At 73.1% G+C, this 23,777-nt stretch carries 21 protein-coding genes and 1 pseudogene; all 22 read left to right on the forward strand.

Annotated elements, in window-relative coordinates:
* Positions 1–18 precede the first annotated feature (18 nt).
* Positions 19–1,059 carry a 16S rRNA (cytosine(1402)-N(4))-methyltransferase RsmH gene (rsmH, locus tag ACLQ27_RS20820; protein WP_357575980.1) on the forward strand — a complete coding sequence of 347 codons (1,041 nt, stop codon included), beginning with the start codon at positions 19–21 and terminating at the stop codon, positions 1,057–1,059.
* A gap of 59 nt (positions 1,060–1,118) precedes the next feature.
* Positions 1,119–1,724: a hypothetical protein gene (locus ACLQ27_RS20825; RefSeq protein ID WP_234590607.1), complete on the forward strand. Its 606-nt coding sequence runs from the start codon at positions 1,119–1,121 to the stop codon at positions 1,722–1,724.
* 3 nt (positions 1,725–1,727) lie between these two features.
* Positions 1,728–3,953 carry a penicillin-binding transpeptidase domain-containing protein gene (locus tag ACLQ27_RS20830; protein WP_425868209.1) on the forward strand — a complete coding sequence of 742 codons (2,226 nt, stop codon included), beginning with the start codon at positions 1,728–1,730 and terminating at the stop codon, positions 3,951–3,953.
* 52 nt (positions 3,954–4,005) lie between these two features.
* Positions 4,006–5,568, forward strand: a complete 1,563-nt coding sequence (locus tag ACLQ27_RS20835; RefSeq protein ID WP_234591414.1) for a UDP-N-acetylmuramoyl-L-alanyl-D-glutamate--2,6-diaminopimelate ligase — start codon at positions 4,006–4,008, stop codon at positions 5,566–5,568.
* Positions 5,565–6,962 carry a UDP-N-acetylmuramoyl-tripeptide--D-alanyl-D-alanine ligase gene (locus ACLQ27_RS20840; RefSeq protein WP_357498840.1) on the forward strand — a complete coding sequence of 466 codons (1,398 nt, stop codon included), beginning with the start codon at positions 5,565–5,567 and terminating at the stop codon, positions 6,960–6,962. Before ACLQ27_RS20835 ends, ACLQ27_RS20840 begins: the two co-directional genes overlap by 4 nt.
* Positions 6,959–8,083 carry a phospho-N-acetylmuramoyl-pentapeptide-transferase gene (gene mraY / locus ACLQ27_RS20845; protein ID WP_234591416.1) on the forward strand — a complete coding sequence of 375 codons (1,125 nt, stop codon included), beginning with the start codon at positions 6,959–6,961 and terminating at the stop codon, positions 8,081–8,083. Before ACLQ27_RS20840 ends, mraY begins: the two co-directional genes overlap by 4 nt.
* A 506-nt stretch (positions 8,084–8,589) precedes the next feature.
* Positions 8,590–10,029 carry a peptidoglycan glycosyltransferase FtsW gene (locus tag ACLQ27_RS20850; protein WP_255787975.1) on the forward strand — a complete coding sequence of 480 codons (1,440 nt, stop codon included), beginning with the start codon at positions 8,590–8,592 and terminating at the stop codon, positions 10,027–10,029.
* Positions 10,029–11,135, forward strand: coding sequence for an undecaprenyldiphospho-muramoylpentapeptide beta-N-acetylglucosaminyltransferase (gene murG / locus ACLQ27_RS20855; protein WP_234591417.1), 1,107 nt, complete (start codon positions 10,029–10,031; stop codon positions 11,133–11,135). The genes ACLQ27_RS20850 and murG overlap by 1 nt, the downstream gene beginning before the upstream one ends.
* Complete coding sequence (gene murC / locus ACLQ27_RS20860; protein ID WP_425868212.1) at positions 11,132–12,697, forward strand: UDP-N-acetylmuramate--L-alanine ligase; 1,566 nt, start codon at positions 11,132–11,134, stop codon at positions 12,695–12,697. Before murG ends, murC begins: the two co-directional genes overlap by 4 nt.
* Positions 12,694–13,512 (forward strand): cell division protein FtsQ/DivIB, encoded by an 819-nt coding sequence (locus tag ACLQ27_RS20865; RefSeq protein WP_425868214.1) that lies wholly within the window; start codon positions 12,694–12,696, stop codon positions 13,510–13,512. The genes murC and ACLQ27_RS20865 overlap by 4 nt, the downstream gene beginning before the upstream one ends.
* Before the next feature lie 245 nt (positions 13,513–13,757).
* The gene (gene ftsZ, locus ACLQ27_RS20870; protein WP_234588050.1) at positions 13,758–14,873 is read left to right on the forward strand and encodes a cell division protein FtsZ; all 1,116 of its coding nucleotides are present in this window, start codon (positions 13,758–13,760) and stop codon (positions 14,871–14,873) included.
* A gap of 9 nt (positions 14,874–14,882) precedes the next feature.
* Positions 14,883–15,626 (forward strand): YggS family pyridoxal phosphate-dependent enzyme, encoded by a 744-nt coding sequence (locus tag ACLQ27_RS20875; protein WP_425868216.1) that lies wholly within the window; start codon positions 14,883–14,885, stop codon positions 15,624–15,626.
* 189 nt (positions 15,627–15,815) lie between these two features.
* Complete coding sequence (locus ACLQ27_RS20880; protein ID WP_357498831.1) at positions 15,816–16,511, forward strand: cell division protein SepF; 696 nt, start codon at positions 15,816–15,818, stop codon at positions 16,509–16,511.
* Between the two features lie 30 nt (positions 16,512–16,541).
* The gene (locus ACLQ27_RS20885) at positions 16,542–16,847 is read left to right on the forward strand and encodes a YggT family protein (protein WP_088949372.1); all 306 of its coding nucleotides are present in this window, start codon (positions 16,542–16,544) and stop codon (positions 16,845–16,847) included.
* Positions 16,848–16,891: 44 nt separating this feature from the next.
* Positions 16,892–17,698 (forward strand): DivIVA domain-containing protein, encoded by an 807-nt coding sequence (locus tag ACLQ27_RS20890; protein WP_007463015.1) that lies wholly within the window; start codon positions 16,892–16,894, stop codon positions 17,696–17,698.
* Between the two features lie 80 nt (positions 17,699–17,778).
* Positions 17,779–18,189, forward strand: a pseudogene (locus ACLQ27_RS20895) (hypothetical protein); the annotation flags it as partial.
* A gap of 413 nt (positions 18,190–18,602) precedes the next feature.
* On the forward strand, positions 18,603–18,914 hold the full coding sequence (locus tag ACLQ27_RS20900; RefSeq protein ID WP_425868219.1) for a DUF167 domain-containing protein: 312 nt from the start codon (positions 18,603–18,605) through the stop codon (positions 18,912–18,914).
* 22 nt (positions 18,915–18,936) lie between these two features.
* The gene (locus tag ACLQ27_RS20905; RefSeq protein ID WP_357498827.1) at positions 18,937–20,436 is read left to right on the forward strand and encodes a potassium/proton antiporter; all 1,500 of its coding nucleotides are present in this window, start codon (positions 18,937–18,939) and stop codon (positions 20,434–20,436) included.
* A gap of 221 nt (positions 20,437–20,657) precedes the next feature.
* Entirely contained in the window at positions 20,658–21,077 is a 420-nt protein-coding gene (locus ACLQ27_RS20910; protein WP_007463005.1) for a TraR/DksA family transcriptional regulator, read from the forward strand.
* Between the two features lie 65 nt (positions 21,078–21,142).
* Positions 21,143–21,757 (forward strand): signal peptidase II, encoded by a 615-nt coding sequence (gene lspA, locus ACLQ27_RS20915; protein WP_357575943.1) that lies wholly within the window; start codon positions 21,143–21,145, stop codon positions 21,755–21,757.
* Positions 21,754–22,698: an RluA family pseudouridine synthase gene (locus ACLQ27_RS20920; RefSeq protein WP_234588042.1), complete on the forward strand. Its 945-nt coding sequence runs from the start codon at positions 21,754–21,756 to the stop codon at positions 22,696–22,698. The genes lspA and ACLQ27_RS20920 overlap by 4 nt, the downstream gene beginning before the upstream one ends.
* Positions 22,699–22,740: 42 nt before the next feature.
* A complete protein-coding gene (locus ACLQ27_RS20925; protein ID WP_425868222.1) occupies positions 22,741–23,769 on the forward strand; it encodes a hypothetical protein in 1,029 nt (342 codons plus the stop codon).
* Positions 23,770–23,777: the final 8 nt, after the last annotated feature.

The following is a 23,777-nucleotide window of genomic DNA, read 5'->3' on the forward strand; positions in this document are numbered from 1 at the left end:
CAACCAGTGGGGGTCGACATGGGGGAGTTGCGCGGCACGCACGTGCCGGTGCTGCTCGAGCGGTGTCTCGAGCTGCTGGCCCCCGCGCTGGGTCGAGGCGGCCGGACGGTGCACGTCGACGCGACGCTCGGCCTCGCCGGGCACGCGGAGGCGGTGTTGCAGGCGCACCCGGAGACGGTCCTGATCGGGCTCGACCGGGACACCGAGGCGCTCGCTCACGCGCGGGTCCGGCTGGCGCGGTTCGCCGACCGGGTGCACCTGGAGCACGCCGTCTATGACGAGCTGCCCGAGGTGCTGCAGCGGCTGGGCTATCCGGGAATCGACGGGATCCTGTTCGACCTGGGTGTCTCGTCGCTGCAACTGGACGCGCCCGACCGCGGGTTCGCGTACGCGCAGGACGCGCCGCTGGACATGCGGATGGATCAGACGCGGGGGGTGACCGCCGAAGAGGTGGTCAACACGTACGCCCATCCGGATCTGGCCCGGGTTCTGCGGGTGTACGGCGAGGAGAAGTTCGCCGGCCGGATCGCCTCGGCGATCATCCGGGAGCGGGAACGCGCCCGGATCACCTCGTCCGCGCGGCTGGCGGAGCTGGTCCGGGATTCCATTCCGGCGCCAGCGCGACGAACGGGCGGACACCCGGCAAAGAGAACGTTTCAGGCTTTACGGATCGAGGTAAACAGAGAGCTGGCAGCGCTGGAGACGGCGCTGCCGTCCGCGCTCGACGCTTTGACCGTGGGCGGTCGCATGGTGGTCCTGTCCTACCACTCGCTGGAGGACCGGCTCACCAAGGCGGCGCTCGCGGATCGGGTCCGCAGTAAGGGCCCGATCGACCTCCCGGTTGAGCTGCCCGGGTCCGGTCCGACGTTCCGGCTGCTCAGCCGGGGCGCCGAACTGCCCGGGGAGGCGGAGGTCGCCGCGAACCCGCGCGCCGCTTCGGTGCGGTTGCGGGCCGCGGAGCGACTCGACCCGAACGCGACAGAACAGGGGCGGACCGACCGCGAACGGTCCCGCCGCAGGGTGAAGGGGATGCACCAACCGGGCACTGGGTCAGCCTGATCCGTGGGGGATCAGGGGCACCGGGACGGCAGAGGGACGGATGTAGAGGGGGAGGGGACATGAACATTGACAAGCGCGACCGCCGGGACATCACCGGCGGCGGGCAGCGCGCACCGCGGTCGGGGGGCCGGACCGCGGCGGAGCGAGCCCCGCGCGTGGGGAACGGTACGCCACGCATCGATCGAGTCAACCGGCAGGGGGAGGCTCGCGCCCGGGGGGCGCGCGAGTTCCCGACCCAGGGCAGCGCCGCGCTGCGTCCGGCCGAGAAGGCCGGCGTCGCCGCGACCGCTCGCTCGCCTCGGCTGCGGGTGGCGCCGCCGCCGCCGGTGTCGGTGCCGCGCGCGCCGTTCGCGGCGCTGATCGTGGTGCTGGTGGTCGGTGGGGTGCTCGGCATCCTGGCGGTCAACACCAAGATCAATGAGAACGCCTTCCGGTTGGAGAAGCTGCAGCAGCAGCAGGCCCGACTGGACCTGGAGAAGCAGCAGCTGGACAAGCAGATCACCGAGTACGAGGCGCCGGGCAACCTGACCGCCGAGGCGCGTCGGCTGGGTCTGGTGGACGCCGGTGAGCCGGCGTACATCCGGATGCCGGACGGCAAGACCATCGGCGTGCCGAAGCCGGCGACCGGCCAGCCGTCGGTCACCAGCCAGGGCGCGGGAGGCTGACACGTGTCACCGAGGTCGGACGAGCCGCGCCGGAACCCGCCAGGGTCCCGGCGCGGCTCTTCGCGTGCTGCCGGGCCCGCCGACGAGGAGTCGCGGGCCGGCGAGCCGGGCATCGGGGGCATCTCCGGCGCCCGGGCGTACACCCCGAGGGGCCGGACCGTCCGCGAGGGCACGCCGGCGCGCGGTGGGGCGGCCGAGCAGCGGCGTACCCCGCGCAGCACCCGGTCCGGTGACCCGTTCCGGCCGGCGTTGCAGGTGCTCGACGGCGGCCGGGCCGCCGCCCGTTCCGGCCGGCGGGACGCTCCGGCGGCCGGCCGGGGCGGTGTCGTGCGGACCGTCGCGCCGCGCACCCCGCGCGGCCCGGCCGGCGACGAGCCGCCGCCGCGCCGCCGCACCACGCCGCGCGCGCCCGGCCGCGCCGACCGGCCGGGGGCCCGCCGGCCGTCGCGCAAGCCGCCGCGTCCACCGAAGCTCGCCGACCCACGGCTGCGGCTGCGCCTGGGTACGGTGCTCACCCTGGCGCTCTTCGTCGTCATCGGGGTGCGGTTGGTCTTCCTGCAGGCGGTCGACACCCCGGCGTACGCAGGTGGTGGCGTCGCCGACCGGACCCGCACGGTCGAGCTGCCCGCACCGCGCGGCGCGATCTACGACTTCCGGGGCGAGCCGCTGGCCCACAGCGTCGAGGCGCGGTACGTGTTCGCCGACCCCACCCTGATCGAGGACCGGTCCAACCCCGCGTGGATCGGCGCCGACGCCACCGCGAAGGCGCTCTCTCCGCTGCTCGGCATTCCGGTGTCCAAGCTCACCGAGCTGATGAAGCCCCGCAAGCTGGAGAACGGCAACCCGTCGCGGTTCGAGTACCTGGCCCGGGGGGTGGAGATCCCGGCTGCCAAGCAGGTGCTGGCGCTGGAGCTGCCCGGCATCGGGGTGCACCGCGACGAGCGTCGGGAGGTGCCCGGCGACGACCTGGCGGCCAACCTGATCGGCTTCACCAGCCAGGACATGGTCGGGCTGGAAGGGCTGGAGGCCCGCTACGACGAGCTGCTCGCCGGGCAGGACGGCAAGCGGGTGTACGAGGCGGGCCTCGGTGACCTCGCCGCGCCGATCCCCGGCGGCTACAGCAAGACGACCCCGGCCAAGCCGGGCAGCTCGCTGACCCTCACCATCGACCGTGACCTGCAGTTCCGTTGCCAACAGATCCTCAGCGCGGGGATGGCGGGGCAGCGGGGCGCGACCGCCGCCGCCGTGATCATCGACGTCGCCACCGGCGAGGTGCGGGCCCAGGCCAGCGACCCCACCTACAACGCCGCCAAGCCGGGAGACAGCGACCCGGTCGCCCGCGAGGACGCCGCGACCAGCTTCGTGGTCGACCCCGGCTCGGTGCACAAGGCGATCACCTACGGCGCCGCGCTCCAGGAGGGGGTGATCACCCCGGACACGACGCTGCCGATCGCGAACAGCATCAAGAAGGGTGACACCTGGTTCTCCGACACCCACCCGGCCAACGGCCGCAAGATGAGCGTGCCCGGGATGCTTGCCTTCTCGTCGAACGTCGGCGCGATCACCGTCGCCGACCGGCTCGGCCCGGAGCGGCTGATCGACTACCAGCAGCGGTTCGGGCTGGGCAAGGCCACCGGCGAGGGCCTGCCCGGGGAGGCCAGCGGTCGGCTGCTGCCCCTCGACGAGTGGAGCGGTTCGTCGGCCGGGTCGGTGCCGATCGGCCACAGCGTCGACGCCACGCCGTTGCAGATGGCCGCCGCGTACGCCACCATCGCCAACGACGGCACGTACGTGCAGCCGCACCTCGTGAAGGAGACGATCGGCCCGGACGGCAAGCGCACCCCCGCGCCGGCGCCGGTCACCCGCTCGGTGCTCAGCCCGCAGAACGCGGCGGCGCTGCGCACCATGCTGGAGGCCGTCACCACCGTCGAGGGCGCCACCGGCACCCTGGCGGCGGTCCCCGGCTACCGGGTCGCCGGCAAGACCGGCACCGGCTGGCGTCTGGTGGACGGCAAGAAGCAACCGGGCGAGGTGTCCTCCTTCATCGGCATGGCCCCCGCCGAGAAGCCCCGGTACGTGATCGCGGTCTTCGTGTACGCGCCCGGTGGTGGGGGCGCGGCGATCGCCAACCCGGCGTTCCGCGACATGATGCAGTTCACGCTGCGTCACTACCGCGTACCGCCGTCCGCGAGTGGTTCCGCACCGAAGTTCGTGGTCTTTCCGCGCTGACCAGCGCAGGGGCGACATCATCGGTGAGTGCCGACGAACCACCGGGGCGGCTGTGCGGCCGGAACCGGACGACCGGGTAGGGTCTGACGCCGTGCCCGGCAATCCACGTCCACGTACCGTGACCGGCGTCCGGCTCGGTGACCTCGCCCTCCGGCTCGCCGTCGACCTCCCGGCGGACGCCGCCGACGTGGTCGTCACCGGCGCCACCCACGCCAGCCAGGAGGTCCGCCCCGGCGACCTGTACGCGGCCCTGCCCGGCGCCCGCCGCCACGGCGCGGAGTTCGCCGTCGGCGCGGCCGAGGCCGGCGCGGTGGCCCTGCTGACCGACCCGGCCGGCGCCGAGCTGGCGGCGGCGAGCGGCCTGCCCGCCCTGGTGGTGCCCGACCCCCGCGCGGTGCTCGGCGAGCTGGCCTCGGCGGTGTACGGCGACCCGACGGCGGCGCTCACCGTGATCGGCGTGACCGGGACCGCCGGCAAGACGTCCACCGCGTACCTGGTCGAGTCGGGGTTGCGCGCCGCCGGGCACACCACCGGGCTGATCGGCACCGTGGAGACCCGGCTCGGTGATCTGGTGATCGACAGCGTGCGGACCACCCCGGAGGCGACCGACCTGCACGCGATGCTGGCCACCGCCCGGGAGCGCGGCGTCACCGCAGTGGTCATGGAGGTCTCCAGCCACGCCCTGGCCATGGGCCGGGTCGGCGGGGTGCGCTTCGCCGTCGGCGGGTACACGAACTTCGGCTCCGACCATCTGGACTTCCACGCCGACAGCGCCGACTACTTCGCCGCCAAAGCGCAGCTCTTCGACGGCCGGTGCGCGGTCGAGGTGCTCAACCACGACGATCCGGCGCTCAAGCCGCTCTACAAGCCGGCGACGGTCAGCTACTCGGCTGCCGGCGACCCGACCGCGACGTGGTGGGCCGACGGCGTCGACGGCGAGGGGTACGCGCAGCGGTTCACCGCGCACGGCCCGGACGGCGTGGCGCTGACCGCCGGTGTGGCGCTGCCCGGGCGGCACAACGTGGCAAACGCGCTGCTGGCGATCGCCGCCCTGGTGGGCGCCGGGGTGGACCCGGTGACCGCGGCGGCCGGCGTGGCCGCCTGCGGTGGCGTGCCCGGCCGCCTGCAACTCGTCGACGTCGTCGGGCCGGTGCGCGGGGTCGTCGACTACGCGCACAAGGCCGACGCGATAGTGGCCGCGCTGGCCGCGCTGCGCGAGCTGAGCGCCGGCCGGCTGATCTGTGTGATCGGCGCCGGCGGGGACCGCGACCGGGGCAAGCGCCCGGTGATGGGCGCCGCCGCGGCCGAGGGGGCCGACGTGGTGCTGGTGACCGACGACAACCCGCGTACCGAGGACCCGGCCCAGATCCGCGCCGAGGTGCTCGCCGGGGCGTACCGGGCGGGCACGGCCGCCCGGATCATCGAGGTGGCCGGTCGCCGGGACGCGATCGACGAGGCGGTCCGACTGGCCGAGCCCGGCGACGTGATCGCGCTGCTCGGCAAGGGCCATGAGCGGGGTCAGGAGGTGGCGGGCGAGATGCTCCCGTTCGACGACAGCACCGAGCTGGCCGACGCGCTGCGGGCCCGCTTCCCGGACCGGGCGGGTCAGCGGTGATCGCGCTGACGCTGGCCGAGGTGGCCGATGCGGTCGACGGGCGGCTCGTGGCCGCCGACCCGGCCGCCACCGTCACCGGGTCGGTCGAGTTCGACTCGCGCAAGGTCGGGCCCGGTTCGCTCTTCGTGGCGTTCCCCGGGGAGAAGGTGGACGGGCACGACTACGCGGCGACGGCGATCGAGTCCGGCGCGGTGGCCGTGCTCGGCAGCCGCGAGGTGCCCGGGGTGCCGATGGTGCTCGTCGACGACGCCCTGACCGCGATGGGCCGGCTGGCCCGCGCGGCGGTGGCCCGGCTGCCCGAGCTGACCGTGATCGGGGTGACCGGCTCGTCGGGCAAGACCACCACGAAGGACCTGATCGGCCAACTCACCACCCGCCTCGGCGCCACGGTGGCCCCGCCCGGGTCGTTCAACAACGAGCTGGGCCACCCGTACACGGCTCTGCTGGCCGGTCCGGACACCCGCTACCTGGTCATGGAGAAGGGCGCCCGCGGCATCGGGCACGTGCGCTACCTGTGCGAGCTGGTGCCGCCCCGCATCTCGGTGGTGCTCAACGTCGGGACCTCGCACATCGGCGAGTTCGGCTCACAGGACAACATCGCGCTGGCCAAGGGCGAGCTGGTCGAGGCGCTGCCGGCCGACGGGCTGGCGGTGCTGAACGCCGACGACCCCCGGGTGGACGCCATGGCGAGCCGTACGCGGGCCCGGGTGGTCCGCTACGGCGAGGCGCCCGACGCCGACCTGCGCGCCGAGGACGTCACGCTCGACGAGCGGGGGCACCCGTCGTACACCCTTGTCACGCCGGAGGGAAGCGCGCCGGTACGGCTCGCGCTGACCGGCCGCCACCAGGTCGGCAACACCCTCGCCGCCGCCGCGGTCGCCCGGGAGCTGGGCATGCCGCTGGCCGAGGTGGCCACGGCGCTCGGCGAGCTGGGGCTGAAGTCCACCCGGCGGATGGACGTCTTCGACCGGCCCGACGGGGTGACGGTCATCGACGACTCGTACAACGCCAACCCGGCCTCGATGGCTGTGGCGCTCCGGGCGCTCGCCAGCCTCGGACGTGAGAGGCGTACCGTCGCGGTGCTCGGTTACATGGCCGAGCTGGGCCCGTTCGAGCGCGACGGCCACGCCGAGGTCGGCCGGCTCGCGGCCGAGCTGGGTGTCGACCGGCTGCTCGTGGTGGGTGAGCCGGCCGCGCCGATCCACGAAGGCGCGACAGCGGTAGCGAACTGGGGAGGAGAGTCGGTGCTGCTCACCGATCAGGCGGCGGCCGTCGAGGTGCTGCGGGGCGAGCTACGACCGGGCGACGTCGTCCTGGTCAAGGGCTCCCGGTACCGGACCTGGGAGGTGGCCGACGCCCTGCGCGCCGACGCTGCCGGGGAGGCCAGTCGATGAGGGCCATCATCGTCGCCATCGGGGTGGCCTTCGTCGTCTCGCTGTTCTGCACCCCGATCGCGATCAAGGTGTTCACCCGGCTCAAGGCCGGCCAGCCGATCCGGTCCGACGGCCCGGCCATGCACCAGGGCAAGAAGGGCACGCCGACGATGGGCGGCGTGGTCTTCATCCTGGCCACCGTGATCGCGTACGTGGCCGGCCACCTGGCCCTGACCACGCTGCCGGACGCGCAGATCGCGCAGGTGGAGCCGACCATCACGGCGCTGGTGCTGCTGGGGCTGATGGTGTTCTCCGGCGCGGTGGGCTTCCTCGACGACTTCCTCAAGGTGCGCAAGCGCAACAGCGCCGGCCTCAACAAGCGCGGCAAGCTGCTCGGTCAGATCCTGGTCGGAGCGGTCTTCGGCGTGATCGCGCTGTGGTTCCCGAGCACGATGACCGACGCGACGGGCAACGCCACCAACACCCAGACCGTGGGCAGCACCACGCTGAGCTTCATCCGGGACATCGACTTCCTGGAGGTCAGCAAGGTCGGCGCGGTGATCATCTTCATCTTCGTGGTGATGGCCGCGACGAACGGCGTCAACCTGACGGACGGCCTGGACGGTCTGGCGACCGGCGCCTCGGTGATGGTGCTCGCCGCGTACGCGCTGATCGCGTTCTGGCAGTACCGCCACTGGTGCGCCGACCCGAGCTACACCCAGCCGTACTGCTACGAGGTCCGGGACCCGTTGGAGATCGCGCTGATAGCCGGGGCCGCGGCCGGGGCCTGTGTGGGCTTCCTGTGGTGGAACACGTCCCCGGCGCGGATCTTCATGGGTGACACCGGGGCGCTGGGCCTGGGCGGCCTGATCGCCGGCATGGCGATGTCCACCCGCACGATCCTGCTGCTGCCGATCATCGGCGGGCTCTTCGTGATCATCACGATGTCCGTGGTGATCCAGATCATCTCCTTCCGGACCACAGGTAAACGTGTGTTCCGGATGTCACCGCTGCAGCACCACTTCGAGTTGGCCGGCTGGAGCGAGGTCAACATCGTGGTCCGGTTCTGGATCATCGCCGGCATCGGTGTGGCCATCGCCCTGGGCCTGTTCTACAGCGAGTTCCTCGCCAACATGACCTGACGGCCCCGACCTCGCCCCGACCTCGCCCCGACACCGACCCCGACCCGCCCCGACCCCGCCCCGACCCGCCCGGCGCAGGTCGGGGCGGGCGCGTTGCTGGGCACGAGCGGGGGCAGGGACTGGGTGGCCCGGGTGGTCGGAACGTCCTTTGCTCTGCTTCAACGGAGGCGACACTCCGGTGGCCGAACTGTTGCCTGGGTTGAAGCAGAGCAAAGGACGCGGTGGGGACGGCCGCCCCCCGCCGCGCGCCCCCGCCGCGCGCCCCCGCCGCGCGCCCTGCCCGACACGCCCGGTGCGGCGTTGTGGACCTGTCGGGCACGCCGAGCGGTGATGATGTCCGGGTGGGGGAGGAACGAGAAACCGAGGACAGGACAGTCGGCCGGCCGCGCCGGCCGTCGACCGTGGAAGCGGGACGAGGCACGGAGGTCGGCAAGCAGTCGGACGAGACCCGCGGCGCGGAGCCGCGTGCGGCACGGCGGGACGTGGCAACGGAGACGCCTGCGTCGCTGCGCGGGCTGGACGCGGCCGGTGGACTGGCCGCGCTGCGGGGCCTGCTGGACCGGCCGCTGGCGTCCTACTACCTGCTGCTGTCCAGCGCCGGCCTGCTGCTGCTCATCGGGTTGACGATGGTCTTCTCGGCGACCAGCGTGAAGGACTACGCCGAGGACGGCAACGCGTCCGCGTCGGTGACCAAGCAGGCGATCTTCGCGGTGATCGGCATCGGGGCGTTCTGGGCGTGTCAGCGCCTGCCCGCCAGCACGTACCGCACCCTGGGGCGGCCGCTGCTGTTCACGTCGGTGGCGCTCCTGCTGGTGCTCAACCTGCTGGTGGCCTACGGCCGGCTCACCAACCAGAAGTCGGTCGCGTTCGGGCCGGTCGAGGCGCGGCTGAACTGGCTGTTCGTCGGCGGGATCCAGGTGCAGCCGTCGGAGCTGGCCAAGTTCGCGCTGGTGCTGTGGGGTTCGCACGTCATCGCCCGCAAGGGGGCCGCGCTGGGCTGGTGGCGGGAGCTGGCCACCCCGCTCTTCCCGGTCATGGGCCTGCTCTTCGTCCTGGTCGGCTACAACGACACGGGCACCATGCTCTGCCTGCTGGCGCTCGTGGTCGGCCTGCTCTGGGCGGCCGGGGTACAGACGCGCGTCTTCGGCGCGTTGACAGTGATCGGCCTGCTCGGCGTGGGCCTGCTCATCGCCGTGGCGTCGCTGGGCGCGGGCTCCGGCGAGCGCGGCGCGGAGAACTACCGGCTGGCGCGGCTGACGTCGTTCATCAACCCGCCCGACCCGCAGGAGTGCAAGCTCGACGGCTGCCTCCAGCTCTACCAGGGTCGGTTGGCCATCGAACACGGCGGCTGGTTCGGCGTCGGCCTGGGCAAGAGCAGCCTCAAATGGGACTGGCTGCCCGAGGCGCACAACGACTTCATCTTCGCGATCGTGGCCGAGGAGTTGGGTGTGATCGGCTGCGTCGTGGTGCTGGCGCTGTTCGCGGTGCTCGCGTACACCGGTCTGCGGATCGCCCGGCGGGTCGACGACCCGTTCCGGCGGCTGGCGGCCGCCGCCGTGACCACCTGGCTGGTGAGCCAGGCGGTGATCAACATCGGTGGGGTCGTGGGGCTGCTGCCGATCACCGGCCTGCCGCTGCCGTTCATCTCCGACGGCGGAAGTGCCCTGGTCGTGACGTTGGCGGCGATCGGGATGCTGGCGTCCTTCGCCCGCGCCGAACCCGATGCGGCCAGAGCGCTGCATGCCCGTCCACCGGCCCGGTGGGTCCGACTACTCTGGGCCCCGTTGCCGCCGCTTCCCGGTCGGCGTCGCCGACCGGCGTCGCCGCCGGCTGGCCGAGGGTCCGTGCCCCGGTCCCGCGAGCGGCGCCAGGACGACCAGGCCGCACCGCGCGGCGCCCGGCAGGGCCGGAGCCGCCAGGGTACGGCGAGCGAGAGGAGACGCTGATGGGTCCGCTGCGTTCGGTGGTGCTCGCGGGAGGTGGCACCGGGGGACACATCTACCCGCTGCTGGCCTTCGCCGACTGCCTGCGCCGACACGACCCGGGCGTCCGGATCACCTGCCTCGGCACACCCAAGGGCATGGAGAACGAGCTGATCCCGCCGCAGGGCTACGACCTGCGGCAGATCCCGGCGTACCAGCTGCCCCGGTCGGTGAACATGAATCTGGTGCGTACCCCGGGCCGGATGTGGACCGCGGCCCGCGCCGCGGGCAAGGTGATCGACGAGGTCCGCGCCGACGCGGTCGTCGGCTTCGGCGGGTACGTCTCGGTCCCGGCCTACCTGGCTGCGTGGCGTCGTGAGCTGCCCATGGTGATCCACGAGGTGAACGTGCCGCCGGGTGTGGCCAACCGGCTGGGCATGAAGTTCACCAAGAACATCGCGGTCGGCTTCCCGCACCAGCCGAGCCAGGCCGAGTCGCTGCGCGACGCGACAGTGGTCGGGGTGCCGCTGCGCCGCAGCATCGCCTCGCTGGACCGGTACGCGCTGCGTAACGCCGCCCGCGCCCGGTTCGGGCTCCGCCCGGACCTGCCGGTGCTCTTCGTCGCGGGCGGCTCGTCGGGCGCCCGCTCGATCAACCTGGCGGTCTCCGGCGCGGCCAAGGAGCTGGCCCGCAACGGTGTGCAGGTGCTGCACGTGATGGGCGCCCGCAACGAGCCGGTGCCGATCCCCACCGACCTGCCGGTGCCGTACGTGACACTGCCGTACCTGTCCGAGATGGAGCTGGGCTACGCGGCTGCCGACCTCATGCTGGCCCGGGGCGGCGCGATGACGGTCGCCGAGGTGGCCGCGATCGGCCTGCCGACGATCTTCGTGCCGTACCCGCACAGCAACCAGGAGCAGAAGCGCAACGCGCTGCCCGTGGTGGAGGCCGGCGGCGGGCTGCTCGTCGACGACGCGGAGCTGACCCCGGACTGGCTGGAGCGCGCGGTCATCCCGCTGATCCGGGACCCGCAACGGCTGTACGCGATGGGCGCAGCCGCGTCGGCGTACGGGCGGCGCGACGGTGACGAGGCGCTGCGCTCGTTCGTCCTCGAGGCGGTGAACCGGTGACCGCGCAGTTCACGCCGGCCGGCACGCTCACCGCCGAGGACCTGGGCGCCGTCCACCTGATCGGTGTGGGCGGGGTGGGCATGCTCGGCGTGGCCCGCCTGCTGATCACCCGGGGCATCCGGGTTTCCGGCAGCGACCTGCGCGAGTGGCCCTCGCTGGCGGGTCTGCGGGCGCTCGGCGGCACCATCTATCTCAGCCACGAGGCGACAAACCTCGACGGCGTGGACACCGTGGTCTACTCCTCGGCCATTCCGAAGGACCACCTGGAGCTGGTCGAGGCCCGTCGACGCGGCCTGCGGGTGCTGCACCGCTCGGAGGCCCTCGCGGCGGCGATGACCGGCCGCCGGGCGATCGCGGTCGCCGGCACGCACGGCAAGACCACCACCACCTCGATGGTGACGATGGTGCTCCAGCAGGCCGGTGTGGACCCGTCCTTCGTGATCGGCGGGGAGATCTCCGAGGTCGGCTCGGGCGCCCACCACGGCACCGGCGAGCACTTCGTGGTCGAGGCGGACGAGAGCGACCGCTCGTTCCTCATCTACCGCCCGTACGTCTCGATCATCACGAACGTCGAGCCGGACCACCTGAACACCTACGGCGACTACGAGACGCTGGAGGCGGCGTTCGTGGAGTTCGCCCGCCTCACCGACCCGAACGGGTTCATCATCACGTGTGCCGACGACCCGGGCGGTCGGCGGCTGGCGGCGACCCTGCGCGCCGAGGGGCGGCGGGTGTTCACCTACGGCGCGGCCGAGGACGCCGACCTGCGGTTGACCGAGATCGTCTCCTCCGCGCGCGGCGTGCGCTACCTGGCCGCGATCGACGGGCGGTCGCTGGGCGAGTTCCGGCTGCCGGTGCCGGGGCGGCACATGGGGCTCAACAGCGCCTCGGCGGTGCTCACCGCGTACCTGCTCAAGCTGCCGCTGGAGGCGGCGGAGGCCGCGCTGGCGGTCTTCCCCGGTGTGCGGCGGCGCTTCGAGCGCAAGGGCGTCGCGGACGGCGTGCTGGTCTACGACGAGTACGCCTACCACCCCACGTCGATGACGCTGGCGATGCAGACGCTGCGCGAGGTGGCCGGCGACGGGCGGTTGATCGTCGTCTTCCAGCCGTACCGGCTGTACCGCACCCGCGACAACCAGGCGGAGATCGCTGACGCGCTGGCCATCGCGGACGAGGTGGTGCTGCTGGAGGTCTTCGGGCCGGGCGAGCTGCGCCAGCCCGGTGAGGGCTCGGCGGCGCTGATCGAGGCGGTGGCGCTGCCGGCCGAGCGCAAGGTGTTCGTCGACTCCTGGGAGGCCGCGCCGGTCGAGGTGGTCCGCCGGGCCCGCCCGGGGGACGTGGTGGTGACGATGGGCGCCCCGCCGATCTCGCTGATGGGGGACGAGCTGCTGGCCGCCCTGGGCGCGCGTACCGCCGACTCCGCGTCGGGGGCGACTGTCGACCCGGTGGCCACGACCCCGGCGATCGGTCAGCCGGTGCCCGGCGGGTCCACGGCCGGCGGCGACGGGGCGGCGCTCGGTGGCGCCGCCGCACCGGACGGCGCGGCCCCCACGGCCGGATGAGCCCCGGCCCCGCCCGCGGGCGCACCAGCGGCGCCGACGGCGGCGCCCCACGGCGCGGTCCGGTCCGACGGTGGCAGTTGGTCCGCGCCGGCAGTGACGCGGTGCCGGCGTCGACCCGCCGCTTCATGGCCCGGGCCCGGCAGCGTCGGATGCGGGCGGCGTTGCCGTGGGCAGTGGCCGCCGGGGTGCTGGCCCTGCTCGCTCTGGTCGCCTGGACGGTCCTCGGCACCGGGCTGTTCGGGGTCCGCACGGTGACGGTGGAGGGCGCCAAGCTGGTCACGGACGTGCAGGTGCGCGACGCGGTGGGGGTGCCCGACGGGGTGCCGCTGGCCCGGGTGGATCTGGCGGCCGCCGCGCGTCGGGTCGGTGCGTTGGCGCCGGTCGAGCGGGCCACGGTGTCGCGGGACTGGCCGGGCACGCTGGTGGTCCGGGTGACGGAGCGGACGGCGGTGGCGGTGGTGCCGCAGGCGGACGCGTTCGCGCTTGTCGACCGCAGCGGCGTGGCGTTCCAGACGGTGGCCCTCCGCCCCGCCGGGCTGCCGCTGGTGCGGGTGAGCAGGCCCGCCGCCGACGACCCGGACACCCGGGCCGCGCTGGAGGTGCTCGGGGCGCTGACCCCGCAGCTGCGGGCCGAGCTGGTGGACCTGAGGGTGGAGGGCCTGGCCCGGATCAGCCTGCTGCTGCGCGGGGACCGCACGGTGGTCTGGGGCGACGCCACGCGGGGTACGGACAAGGCGCGGGTGGCCACGGCGCTGCTCGACGAGGACAGCGACCGCATCGACGTGAGCGCGCCGGACGTGGTGACCTTCCGCTGACCGGTGAGCGTGCTCCGGGCGTGACGAGTCGCGCTCCGGCGGCGACACGCCGGTCGGGTCCTTGGCTCATCGCGTGGTGGCGCTTACGTTGCCCCGAAGAGGTTCAGTGGTTGACATAACTGTAAGCCTCTAGTAGAGGGTGAGGGTTCAGCCCTGACTCTCGCTGGTGACAGCTGTCGTCGGCCGCTGGTCTGGCCACGCCGTACCCGGTCGGCCGAAGCCAATCTCGAAGGAAAGGACCGGAGATGACACCTCCGCACAACTACCTGGCGGTCATCAAGGTCGTCGGCATCGGGGGCGGCGGCGTCAACGCCGTCAACCGGATGATCGAGGTTGGGCTCAAGGGCGTCGAGTTCATCGCGATCAACACCGATGCCCAGGCGCTGCTGATGAGTGACGCCGACGTCAAGCTCGACGTCGGCCGGGAGCTGACCCGTGGCCTGGGCGCCGGGGCCAACCCGGACGTCGGCAAGAACGCCGCCGAGGACCACCGCGACGAGATCGAGGAGGTGCTCAAGGGCGCCGACATGGTCTTCGTGACCTGCGGCGAGGGTGGCGGCACCGGCACCGGTGGGGCGCCCGTGGTGGCCAACATCGCCCGCAAGCTCGGCGCGCTGACCATCGGCGTGGTGACCCGCCCGTTCTCCTTCGAGGGCAAGCGCCGTCAGGTGCAGGCCGAGACGGGGATAGACGAGCTGCGCAACCAGTGCGACACGCTGATCGTCATCCCGAACGACCGGCTGCTGGCCCTGGGTGACCGCAACATCAGCATGATGGACGCCTTCCGCACGGCCGACCAGGTGCTGCTCTCCGGTGTGCAGGGCATCACCGACCTGATCACCACCCCGGGTCTGATCAACCTGGACTTCGCCGACGTCAAGAGCGTGATGAGCGGCGCCGGCAGCGCGTTGATGGGCATCGGCAGCGCCCGCGGGGAGAACCGCGCGGTCGAGGCGGCCGAGGCGGCCATCTCCAGCCCGCTGCTGGAGCAGAGCATGGACGGCGCGCGCGGCGTGCTGCTCTCCATCGCCGGTGGCTCCGACCTGGGCCTGTTCGAGATCAACGACGCGGCCCAGCTGGTCACCGACGCGGCCCACCCGGACGCCAACATCATCTTCGGCGCGGTGATCGACGACGCGCTCGGTGACGAGGTGCGGGTGACGGTCATCGCCGCGGGCTTCGACGGTGGCACGCCGGCGTACAAGGCGGCCGAGCCGACCCGCAAGACCAACACGAACCAGCCGGCGCCGCAGAGCACCCCGGTGCCGCCGCCGGCCACCCTGCCGGCTCCGGCCCAGTCGCCGCGCCGGGTGCTCTTCGACGACGTGGACGTGCCCGACTTTCTCAAGAACGGTTCCTGAGCGCCGCCGATGACCGACAGTTCAGCCACGGTACGACCGGACCGCCGCGCCGAACTCGCGGCGGGCCTGGTCCAGGTGCGGGCCCGGATCGCCGACGCCTGCGCGGACGCGGGCCGGGACCCCGCCGACGTCACGATGATCGCCGTGACCAAGACGTACCCGGCCGGTGACGTGCTGGCGTTGGCCGGCCTCGGGGTGACCGACATGGGGGAGAACCGCGACCAGGAGGCGGCCGGCAAGGCCGCCGAGGTGGCTGCGGCCGGCGTACGTCCCCGCTGGCACTTCATCGGGCAGTTGCAGCGCAACAAGGCCCGCTCGGTCGTGCGCTACGCCGACGTGGTGCACTCGGTGGACAGCGTGCGGTTGGCCCGCGCGCTGGGTAACTCGGCGGCGGAGCGGGAACGGCCGCTGGACGCCCTGGTGCAGGTGAGCATCGACGGCGACCCGGCGCGCGGCGGCGCGTTGCCCGACTCGGCCGACGAGGGCGTGGGGCTGGAGGCGGTCGCTGCGGCGGTGGCCGACGCCCCCGCGCTGCGGTTGGCCGGTCTGATGGCGGTGGCGCCGCTGGGTTGGCCACCGGAGCGGGCCTTCGCCCGACTGGCCGAGGTGGCCGAGGCGTTTCGGACGCTCCATCCGGGAGCGACAGCGTTGTCGGCGGGAATGAGCGGCGACCTGGAAATCGCGATCCGATACGGCGCGACACATGTCCGCGTCGGTAGCGCGTTGCTCGGAATGCGTCCCACGCTGCGGTAGCCTGACCGCGAGACAGGCAAATTACATCAGTGTTGTTTCAGGGCGGCGGATCCTTGTGGGGGTCGTGACGCGCGACGCGAATCGCGCGCCAGGGGGATTGCCGTTCCGGTCCGATGGGCATGGTTGTCCACTCGCGACGGGCGACATGGCACGGGGGCGAGTGCCGCACGGCGGACGGAAGGGCGCGGGATGGGTGCACTGCGCAAGGCGGGGGTCTGGCTCGGTCTCGTCGAGGAAGACGACGAGCGGGCCTACGACGACGGTGGCTACGACAAGGGTGGCTACCGCGAGTCGCGTTACCGGCAGAGCCGGTACGCCGAGGAGTTCGCCGACGAGGACGACGACGACGCCGAGGAGCCACCGGCTCCCCGGCCGCGCGCCAGCGAGCGGGGTCGGCTCTCCGAGCGGTCCACCGGGCGCGGCGGCGAGTCCGACCGCGGTGACGGTGAGCGTCCGGAGCGGGCCGAGCGGTCCAGCGTACGGTCGATCACGCGGTCCTCGGCCGGTGAGACGTCGGGCGCGTTGACGTACCACACGCGCGACAATCTGGCCCTCGCGCCGCAGGCCGTGACGCGGGAGCGCGTGGCCGTGCCCGAGGAGGAGCAGCGGTATCAGATCACCACGCTGCACCCGACCACGTACCGCGAGGCGCGCACCATCGGTGAGCACTTCCGCGACGGCGTACCAGTGATCATCAATCTCACCGAGATGGATGAGGCGGACGCCCGCCGTCTGGTTGACTTCGCGGCCGGTCTGGCGTTCGGGCTGCGCGGTACGATCGAGCGCGTGACCAATCGGGTGTTCCTGCTCTCACCGGCCAATGTCCAGGTCACCGCGGAGGACAAGGCCAAGATCGCTGAGGGCGGTTTTTTCAGCCTGAGTTGACCCCGCCCGACCCGAGGGACGTCGCTGACCGTGTTGTCGATCTTACTGCAAGTGCTGTACCTGGTCCTTTATGTCTTCCTGCTTCTTCTTCTGTCCCGGTTCGTGTTGAGCGCCGTCCTCCAGTACGGCCGGCGGTGGCAGCCGGGACGCGGCGCATCGGCAGGACTGGAATCCGTGTGGAGCGTCACTGATCCCCCTCTCAACGCGTTGAGGCGTGTGATCCCTCCGCTGCGAATTGGTACCGTGAGCATCGACCTGGCCTCCCTTGTGCTCCTGGTTATCCTGTTCGTGCTGATGGAGTTCGTGTTAGGGCCGTCGATCAGGGCATCTGCCTGATGACCGACGCGCTTTCGCGGCCGCAACTGACCCGAGGAGTTTCGATGCCGCTGACCCCGGCCGACGTCCACAACGTCGCCTTCAAGAAACCGCCGATCGGCAAGCGGGGGTATGACGAGGAGGAGGTCGACGCCTTCCTGGATGAGGTCGAGCGCGAGCTCGCCCGTCTCATCGAGGAGAACAACGAGCTGCGCGCCCAGGTGGAGCGCGGCGGTCGTGGCGGCGCCCCCGCCGGCCCCGGCGGCGACGCCCGACTGGCGGCGGAGCTCAACGACGTCAAGGCCCAGCTGGACAGGGTGCAGCGCGACAAGTCCGCTGCCGAGCAGGCCGCCCGCGCCATGCAGGCCGAGCTGGAGCAGGTCCGCGCGACCGGCGGTCCGGCCGGCGGCGTCACCGGTGACGGTGAGCAGCAGGCCCTGCGCGTGCTGATGATGGCCCAGCGCACCGCCGACGACCACGTGTCGGACGCGCGCCGCGAGGCCGACCAGCTCCTGTCCGAGGCTCGGAGCAAGGCCGAGGAGGTGACCCGCGAGGCTCGCGCGAAGGCCGACGCCCTGGAGCGGGACGCCCGCCAGCGGCACCAGGAGGCCATGGGCGGCCTGGACGCCAAGCGCACGGCCCTGCAGAAGCACATCGAGGAGCTCAAGCAGTTCGAGCGCGAGTACCGCACCCGGCTCAAGGCCTACCTGGAGAGCCAGCTGCGGGACCTCGACGGTCGCGGCCAGGGCCTCGAAGCCGAGATGACCCGCTCCGAGGCAGGCCGGGTCGCCGGCGGCAACGGGCTGGCGGCGGCAGGCCTCGCCGGTTCGTACGGCGGCGGGCGCTCCGGCGCCCTCGAAGCCGGACGCTGAGCACCGGCCGGCGATCGCTGTCCGCAGATGGTGACGGTCGCCGGCCCTGCCTGGACGGTACGACGCGGCGGGGGTGAGCCGTGATAGTCGCGAGTCTTCTGCTCATCCTCGTCGCTGTGGTGCTGCTGGTGTTCGGTCTGGCCGGTGGCTCCAGCGTTCTGTTGACCATTTCCATCGCGGCCAGTCTGCTGGCCGCCGTCGCGTTGGTGGTGGGCGCCCGCCAGGCAGCCGCCAACCGCGCGACGGCGGATCCCGGTCGGGCCGGTCCGCGGGACCGCGCGACATTCCGCAGGGCCAGCCAGGCCGAGCCGGGTGTCGCGTACGGTCCGCCGCTGGCCCAGCCGGATGTGCCGGTCCAGCATGTACCTCCGACGGTCGGCAACGGCGGCACCGGGTGGCGGCAACCACCCGAGCCGCCGTCCGACCCCGCGGCGGTCCCGCCCTTCGACGCGGCCCCGCCCTTCGACGCGGTCCCGCCCTTCGACGCGGCCTCGCCGTATGACGCGGCCCCGCCCTTCGACGCGGCCTCGCCGTTCGAGCCCGAGGCGTCGTTCGTGACCCCGGCCGACGGGTCACGCTCCACGCCCGTCAGCCCGGCATCGCCCTTCGTGGCGCGCGGCGAAGAGGCGTACCCCTCCGGCACGACCTCGGTCGACGCGCTGGCCGACGAGCCGGCCGAGCAGCCGATCACCCCTGCCGAGGCGGCCCGGGTCTCCCGGCTGTCCGACCCCGTCGTGGTTGTCGACGGGCGACCCCGCTACCACCTGGCCGGGTGCCCGCGCCTGGCCGGGCGGGTGCCCGAGTCCCTCCCGGTCGCCGAGGCCGTCGAGCTCGGCTTCACGCCGTGCGCGGCGTGCGCGCCGGCCACCGCCCTGCTCACCGACGCCCGGCCGATCTGAGAGCGGTGTCGGTGCCCCCGCAGGACGCGCTCACCGTGGCGGTACGGGTGAAGCCGGGCGCCTCCCGCAACGCCGTCGGCGGCCGCTTCGACGGCGCGTACGGTCCCGCCCTGGTGATCGCGGTCCACGCTCCGGCCGTGGACGGTCGGGCGACCGAGGCTGCCCGCCGAGCCCTCGCCGACGCGTTGGGCGTCCGGGCGGCCGCGGTGTCGCTGCGCACCGGCGCGACCAGCCGGGACAAGCTGTTCCTCGTCGACCGGCCCGGCCCCGAGCTGACCGACGTGCTGCACCGACTGCGCGACGGATCCGCAGGGTGAGGACCGCCCGGGCTCGGCAACCGTGACGCCCGGGCTGGACATCGCGCTGCTGCTCGGCGCGGCCGTGCTGTTGGTGGCGGTCGGCGCCGTCCGGCTCTCCAGCCGCCTCGGGGTGCCCAGCCTGCTGTTCTACCTGGCGCTCGGCGTGGCCATCGGCGAGGGCGGGTTGGGTATCCGCTTTGACGACGTCGATCTGACCCGGACCCTCGGCTTCTGCGCGCTCATCGTGATCATCGCCGAGGGTGGCCTGACCGCCCGGTGGAGCGCCCTGCGTCCGGTCCTCGGGTTGGCCTCCGCGCTCTCCACGGTCGGCGTGATCGTCAGCATCGTGGTGGTCGGCGTCGCCGTACACCTGTTGCTGGGTCTGGACTGGCGGCTGGCGTTGCTCTACGGCGCGGTGCTCTCCTCCACCGACGCGGCGGCGGTGTTCGCCACCCTGCGACGGCTGCGGCTGCCGCCGCGGCTGGTGGCCACACTGGAGGCCGAGTCGGGCATGAACGACGCCCCGGTGGTGCTGCTGGTGGTGCTGCTGTCGCACTCCGGCTGGTCGCATCCGTGGTGGTACGAGGTCGGTCTGGTCTGCTACGAGCTGGGCGTCGGCGCGGCGGTGGGCGTGGGTGCGGGCGTCGCCGGCACGTGGGCGCTGCGCCGGGCCGCGCTGCCGTCCGCGGGGCTGTACCCGATCGCGGCGGTGGGGATCACCGTCCTGGCGTACGCCGCAGGCGCCGTTCTGCACGCCTCGGGCTTCCTCGCCGTCTACGTGGCCGGGGTGCTGCTGGGCAACGCTCGGCTGTCGCACCGGCAGGCGATCCTGGGCTTCGCCGACGGGCTGGCGTGGGTCGCCCAGATCGGGCTGTTCGTGCTGCTCGGGTTGCTGGCCTCGCCGGGCCGGTTGGATGCGGCGGTGCTGCCGGCGGTGGTGGCCGGTCTGGCGCTGGTGCTGCTGGCCCGGCCGTTGTCGGTGGCCGTCTCGGCGGCGCCGTTCCGGGTCGGCCTGCGGGAGCAGGCGTTCCTGTCCTGGGCCGGGCTGCGCGGGGCGGTGCCGATCGTGTTGGCCACCATCCCGCTCTCGGAGCGGGTGCCGGGCGCGGAGCGCCTCTTCGACGCGGTCTTCGTGCTGGTGGTGATCTTCACGCTGGTGCAGACCAGCACGCTCGGTCCGTTCGCCCGCCGGCTGGGGACCACCGCGCCGGCCGAGGCCACCGAGATCCACGTGGAGACCGCGCCACTGGAGCGGATGCGGGCCGATCTGCTCCAACTGGAGGTGCCTCCGGGCTCGCGGCTGGCCGGCGTGCACGTCGACGAGCTGCGGTTGCCGCTGGGCGCCTCGGTGACTCTGGTGCTGCGCGACGGGGTGGGCTTCGTGCCCGGCCCGGACACCCGGCTGAAAACCGGCGACAGCCTGCTGATCGTCGCCACCGGTGGGGTGCGCGACGCCGCCGAACGGCGGCTGCGGGCCGTCAGCCGACGGGGTCGGCTGGCCCGATGGTTTGGCGAGTACGGGGATGAGGCGGTCGGTTGATCTGCTAGCGTTCCCTTTGCCCCAGTTAGGCAGGGCTCGGGGCTGTTGAGCGGTGCGACGGTGCGCCACGTTGTCGGACGCCTGTACGTTCCGTATTCTTGCCAACCTCCGGAGTGCGCGGCCATCGTCGCCGTGCGCCCCTTTTCGTACTTGGGGACGCCTTTGTCGGCGCCCCTGACCAGGTGCCGCGACCGAGCGGCGCCGCGGCCGAGGAGCGACCCATGGCGAAGCCAGCCGACACCAGGACCGCCGGCCGCAAGCCGGTGGCCAAGGCCACCCGCAGCGCGGCGGAGACCGAGAAGATCCGGGCGGCGCTGGCGGCGCGGCGGGACGAGCTGCGCGCCGAGTACGATCAGACGCTGAGCGAGATCACCGAGCTGCAGCGCGATCGGTTGACGGACTCGGCCGGGGACGACCAGGCCGACACCGGCACCAAGACGTTCGAGCGGGAGCAGGAGATCTCTCTCGCCAACAGCATTCTGGAACGGATCACGCAGGTCGAGCGCGCCCTGGAGCGCCTCGACGAGGGTGGTTACGGCTGGTGCGAGCGGTGCGGCAACCCGATCCCGGTCGAGCGCCTCGCCGCCTTCCCGTCGGCCACCCTGTGTGTGACGTGCAAGCAGTTGGAGGAGCGGCGCTGAGGCCCGGTCCCCGTCTGCGATGAGACGGTGAGCGATCACCGCCGAGACACCTCGATGGGGAGCGCATGACCGCAGCACCGCCCGCCGAACCCGGCCGCACCGACCCCGGCGGCGGCAAGCCCCGGCCCCGGGCCGTCGCGATCCTCGCCGGGGTGGCCCTGGTGGCCCTGGTGGCCGACCTGGTGACCAAGCATCTCGCGCTCGCCGCGCTCAGCGACCGCGAGCCGGTCCGGGTGCTGGGTGGGCTGGTCTACCTGAGCCTGACCCGCAACAGCGGCGCCGCGTGGAGCATCGGTGCGAACTACACCTGGGTCTTTCCACTGATCACCATCGGCGTGGTCGGCTGGATCGTCTGGATGGCGCTGCGACTGCGGTCCCTGCCGTGGGCGATCTCCCTGGGCCTGGTGCTCGGTGGCGCGCTGGGCAACCTCATGGACCGGATCTTCCGGGCGCCCGCCCCGTTCCACGGCCACGTGGTCGACATGATCAGCGTCTTCGGGCCGTACGGCGAGTACTTCCCGGTGTTCAACCTGGCCGACAGCTCGCTGGTCTGCGGTGTGCTGCTGGCCGTGCTGCTGGAGCTGACCGGTCGTCAGCGTGACGGCCGGCGGGCCGGCCGGGACGACGCCTCCGCCGACGCGGGCGCCACCGCCGACGCCGAGCAGAGGGAGCGGGCATGACCTCCACGTTCGCCGCCGGTGGCGACCACCGTTCGCTGCCCGTGCCCGACGGCCTGGACGGCATGCGCCTGGACCAGGCGGTGTCCCGGCTGTTCGGCCTCTCCCGTACCGCAGCCGCCGCCCTGGTCGACGCGGGCGACGCCCTCGTCGACGGCGCCGCCCGGCCCAACTCCCACAAGGTCAAGGCCGGCTCCTGGCTGGACGTCACCCTGCCCGCCCCGGTCGCCCCACCGACAGTGGTGCCGCAGGCGGTGCCCGGCCTGCGCGTCGTGTACGCCGACGACGACATCGTGGTGGTGGACAAGCCGGTGGGCGTGGCCGCGCATCCCAGCCCGGGGTGGACCGGCCCGACGGTGATCGGCGCGCTCGCCGCGATCGGGCACCGCATCTCCACCAGCGGCGCCGCCGAGCGGCAGGGCGTGGTGCACCGTCTCGACGTGGGCACCACGGGGATCATGGTGGTGGCCAAGAGCGAGCAGGCGTACACGGCGTTGAAGCGGGCCTTCAAGTACCGCGAGGTGGACAAGGGCTACCACGCGGTGGTGCAGGGGCACCTGGACCCGCTGCGGGGCACCGTGGACGCGCCGATCGACAGGCACCCCACCCACGACTACCGCTGGGCGGTGGTGTCCGGTGGCAAGCCGAGCATCACCCACTACGACACGCTTGAGGCGTTCCCGGCGGCCAGCCTTGTCGACGTGCGGTTGGAGACCGGCCGGACGCACCAGATCCGGGTGCACTTCTCCACGCTGCGGCACCCCTGTGTCGGTGACCTCACCTACGGCGCCGATCCCACCCTCTCGGCCCGTCTCGGCCTGGCCCGACAGTGGCTGCACGCCCGCGAACTGAGCTTTCTGCACCCCCGTTCGGGGGACGAGGTCCGGTTCGTCAGCGACTACCCTGACGATCTGGAACGTGCGCTTGAGATCCTGCGTGACTGAGCGGCGACCACCCGACATCGATCCGACGAGGGGATCCCGCCTGTGCGCGCCGGCGACCTGCTGCGGCAGCTGGACCAACGGCTGCTGCCGCCGCTGACCCGGGCGGTGGCCCGTCTCGGTGACCGGCCGGGGCGGTCCGGGGTGCTCACCTGGGCCGCAGTGCTCTCCGCGGCGGCCGTGCTGGGCACCGCCGTGTGGGCCGCCGACGAAGCTCCGGTGGGCGACCGGACGGTGGGCGAGGTGACCCGCGTCGGCGTGGCCGACGGCGACTGGGTTCCCGGCTACCTGCGCTCGGCCGCGGCCGACCTGGCCGCGCTGAACCCGACGGCCCCGGCCACCGGCGACGGGACGTACGCCCTGGTCGTGCTCGACGCGTACCTGCCGCCGCAGCGGCTGGCCGCGGTGCTCGGTGACGTGTCGGTGTCGACGGTCTTCGGCCGGGTGCCGCTGCCCGGCCGGCAGACCGAGATCGTCCGGATGCCGGCCCTGCGGGTGCCGGACGACGTGGTCGCTCAGATGGCCCAGGTGGCCGCCCGCAAGGACGGCGAGGCCGCCGACTACCGGGCCAGGGCCGCCGGGGTGCGCGGCGACAGCGCCGCCGAGCGCGAGCTGCGCCAGCAGTACGTCACCGGGGCGGACGTGGCGAGCGCCGAGGCGGCGGCGTACCGCGGCGGCTGCGCCTGCGTCTACGCGGCGGTGGTGCGCGCGGCGCCGGAGGTGCTGCGGGGCGTGGCCGCCCGCCCGGACGTGCGGGCCGTCGATCCGGCGCCCGAGGTGTACCGACTCGACCGTACGGTCTTCACGCCGCCGCTGCCCGAGCAGCGCGACGTGGTCCGCCCGCCTGCCGACACCGGCCCGAGCCCGGAGCCGACGCCGCTGGCGAGTGGCGCATCGCCGTCGAGCACGCCGAGGCCACCGGTGCCGATGGGCGAATCGTCGGAACCCGCACCGCTCGTAACGATTCCGTCACCCGAGTCGCCCTCGGCCGAACCCACCGAGGTGGCCCCGCCGGGCGTCACCACCTCCCCGGACGCGCCCGACGCCGGACTGCTGCCGCCCTCCCCGTCGTGATCTGCGCC

Origin of the sequence: Micromonospora sp. DT63 (assembly GCF_049841615.1) — a bacterium.
In the GTDB taxonomy this organism is placed as follows: domain Bacteria; phylum Actinomycetota; class Actinomycetes; order Mycobacteriales; family Micromonosporaceae; genus Micromonospora.